This window comes from Pseudomonas sp. BF-R-30 (assembly GCF_019956175.1).
GTDB classification, from domain to species: Bacteria; Pseudomonadota; Gammaproteobacteria; order Pseudomonadales; family Pseudomonadaceae; genus Aquipseudomonas; species Aquipseudomonas jessenii.
Map to the genome: position 1 here is coordinate 1 of NZ_JAHBDE010000064.1, position 3,334 is coordinate 3,334.

At 51.3% G+C, this 3,334-nt stretch carries 2 rRNA genes; both read right to left on the reverse strand.

Annotation, left to right across the window (positions count from 1 at the left end):
* Positions 1-48: 48 nt before the first annotated feature.
* Positions 49-164, reverse strand: a 5S ribosomal RNA gene (gene rrf / locus KGB20_RS24455).
* 156 nt (positions 165-320) lie between these two features.
* Positions 321-3,214: ribosomal RNA gene (locus KGB20_RS24460) — 23S ribosomal RNA — on the reverse strand.
* Positions 3,215-3,334: the final 120 nt, after the last annotated feature.

Genomic DNA, 3,334 nt, shown 5'->3' on the forward strand with positions numbered 1-3,334 from the left:
AAAACAAAACCCCTACCTGCATACGCAGATAGGGGTTTCGGAATTTAATCTTGACGATGACCTACTCTCACATGGGGAAACCCCACACTACCATCGGCGATGCATCGTTTCACTGCTGAGTTCGGGATGGGATCAGGTGGTTCCAACGCTCTATGGTCGTCAAGAAATTCGGGTACTGAGTCGTGGCCGGTCGGCCTCGCTTCAGCAAATTGGGTATGTGATAAAAATCGGTGTTTTGTGAGCGTCGAACTTTCGGTTCTTTCGTCTTCACACACCGCAATCTGATGCTCTTTCGAGTAGTCAAATTGCTTGGGTGTTATATGGTCAAGCCTCACGGGCAATTAGTATTGGTTAGCTCAACGCCTCACAGCGCTTACACACCCAACCTATCAACGTCGTAGTCTTCGACGGCCCTTCAGGGGACTCAAGGTCCCAGTGAGATCTCATCTTGAGGCAAGTTTCCCGCTTAGATGCTTTCAGCGGTTATCTTTTCCGAACATAGCTACCCGGCAATGCCACTGGCGTGACAACCGGAACACCAGAGGTTCGTCCACTCCGGTCCTCTCGTACTAGGAGCAGCCCCTCTCAAATCTCAAACGTCCACGGCAGATAGGGACCGAACTGTCTCACGACGTTCTAAACCCAGCTCGCGTACCACTTTAAATGGCGAACAGCCATACCCTTGGGACCGGCTTCAGCCCCAGGATGTGATGAGCCGACATCGAGGTGCCAAACACCGCCGTCGATATGAACTCTTGGGCGGTATCAGCCTGTTATCCCCGGAGTACCTTTTATCCGTTGAGCGATGGCCCTTCCATACAGAACCACCGGATCACTAAGACCTACTTTCGTACCTGCTCGACGTGTCTGTCTCGCAGTCAAGCGCGCTTTTGCCTTTATACTCTACGACCGATTTCCGACCGGTCTGAGCGCACCTTCGTACTCCTCCGTTACTCTTTAGGAGGAGACCGCCCCAGTCAAACTACCCACCATACACTGTCCTCGATCCGGATAACGGACCTGAGTTAGAACCTCAAAGTTGCCAGGGTGGTATTTCAAGGATGGCTCCACGCGAACTGGCGTCCACGCTTCAAAGCCTCCCACCTATCCTACACAAGCAAATTCAAAGTCCAGTGCAAAGCTATAGTAAAGGTTCACGGGGTCTTTCCGTCTAGCCGCGGATACACTGCATCTTCACAGCGATTTCAATTTCACTGAGTCTCGGGTGGAGACAGCGCCGCCATCGTTACGCCATTCGTGCAGGTCGGAACTTACCCGACAAGGAATTTCGCTACCTTAGGACCGTTATAGTTACGGCCGCCGTTTACCGGGGCTTCGATCAAGAGCTTCGCGTTAGCTAACCCCATCAATTAACCTTCCGGCACCGGGCAGGCGTCACACCCTATACGTCCACTTTCGTGTTTGCAGAGTGCTGTGTTTTTAATAAACAGTCGCAGCGGCCTGGTATCTTCGACCGGCGTGGGCTTACGGAGCAAGTCCTTCACCCTCACCGGCGCACCTTCTCCCGAAGTTACGGTGCCATTTTGCCTAGTTCCTTCACCCGAGTTCTCTCAAGCGCCTTGGTATTCTCTACCCAACCACCTGTGTCGGTTTGGGGTACGGTTCCTGGTTACCTGAAGCTTAGAAGCTTTTCTTGGAAGCATGGCATCAACCACTTCGTGTTCCAAAGGAACACTCGTCATCAGCTCTCGGCCTTAAGATCCCGGATTTACCTAAGATCTCAGCCTACCACCTTAAACTTGGACAACCAACGCCAAGCTGGCCTAGCCTTCTCCGTCCCTCCATCGCAATAACCAGAAGTACAGGAATATTAACCTGTTTTCCATCGACTACGCTTTTCAGCCTCGCCTTAGGGACCGACTAACCCTGCGTCGATTAACGTTGCGCAGGAAACCTTGGTCTTTCGGCGTGGGTGTTTTTCACACCCATTGTCGTTACTCATGTCAGCATTCGCACTTCTGATACCTCCAGCAAGCTTCTCAACTCACCTTCACAGGCTTACAGAACGCTCCTCTACCGCATCATCCGAAGATGATACCCGTAGCTTCGGTGTATGGTTTGAGCCCCGTTACATCTTCCGCGCAGGCCGACTCGACTAGTGAGCTATTACGCTTTCTTTAAAGGGTGGCTGCTTCTAAGCCAACCTCCTAGCTGTCTAAGCCTTCCCACATCGTTTCCCACTTAACCATAACTTTGGGACCTTAGCTGACGGTCTGGGTTGTTTCCCTTTTCACGACGGACGTTAGCACCCGCCGTGTGTCTCCCATGCTCGGCACTTGTAGGTATTCGGAGTTTGCATCGGTTTGGTAAGTCGGGATGACCCCCTAGCCGAAACAGTGCTCTACCCCCTACAGTGATACATGAGGCGCTACCTAAATAGCTTTCGAGGAGAACCAGCTATCTCCGAGCTTGATTAGCCTTTCACTCCGATCCACAGGTCATCCGCTAACTTTTCAACGGTAGTCGGTTCGGTCCTCCAGTCAGTGTTACCTAACCTTCAACCTGCCCATGGATAGATCGCCCGGTTTCGGGTCTATTCCCAGCGACTAGACGCCCTATTAAGACTCGCTTTCGCTACGCCTCCCCTATTCGGTTAAGCTCGCCACTGAAAATAAGTCGCTGACCCATTATACAAAAGGTACGCAGTCACCCAACAAAGTAGGCTCCCACTGCTTGTACGCATACGGTTTCAGGATCTATTTCACTCCCCTCTCCGGGGTTCTTTTCGCCTTTCCCTCACGGTACTAGTTCACTATCGGTCAGTCAGTAGTATTTAGCCTTGGAGGATGGTCCCCCCATATTCAGACAAAGTTTCTCGTGCTCCGTCCTACTCGATTTCATGACTAAGAGATTTTCGCGTACAGGGCTATCACCCACTATGGCCGCACTTTCCAGAGCGTTCCGCTAATCTCAAAGCCACTTAAGGGCTAGTCCCCGTTCGCTCGCCACTACTAAGGGAATCTCGGTTGATTTCTTTTCCTCAGGGTACTTAGATGTTTCAGTTCCCCTGGTTCGCCTCTTGCACCTATGTATTCAGTACAAGATAACCATCTTATGATGGCTGGGTTCCCCCATTCAGACATCTCCGGATCAAAGTCTGTTTGCCGACTCCCCGAAGCTTTTCGCAGGCTACCACGTCTTTCATCGCCTCTGACTGCCAAGGCATCCACCGTATGCGCTTCTTCACTTGACCATATAACCCCAAGCAATCTGGTTATACTATGAAGACGACATTCGCCGAAAATTCGAATTTCTCAACTAAGAGAACTCACAAATTTTACCTTAGCCTGATCCGTTACCAGTGAAAGTAACG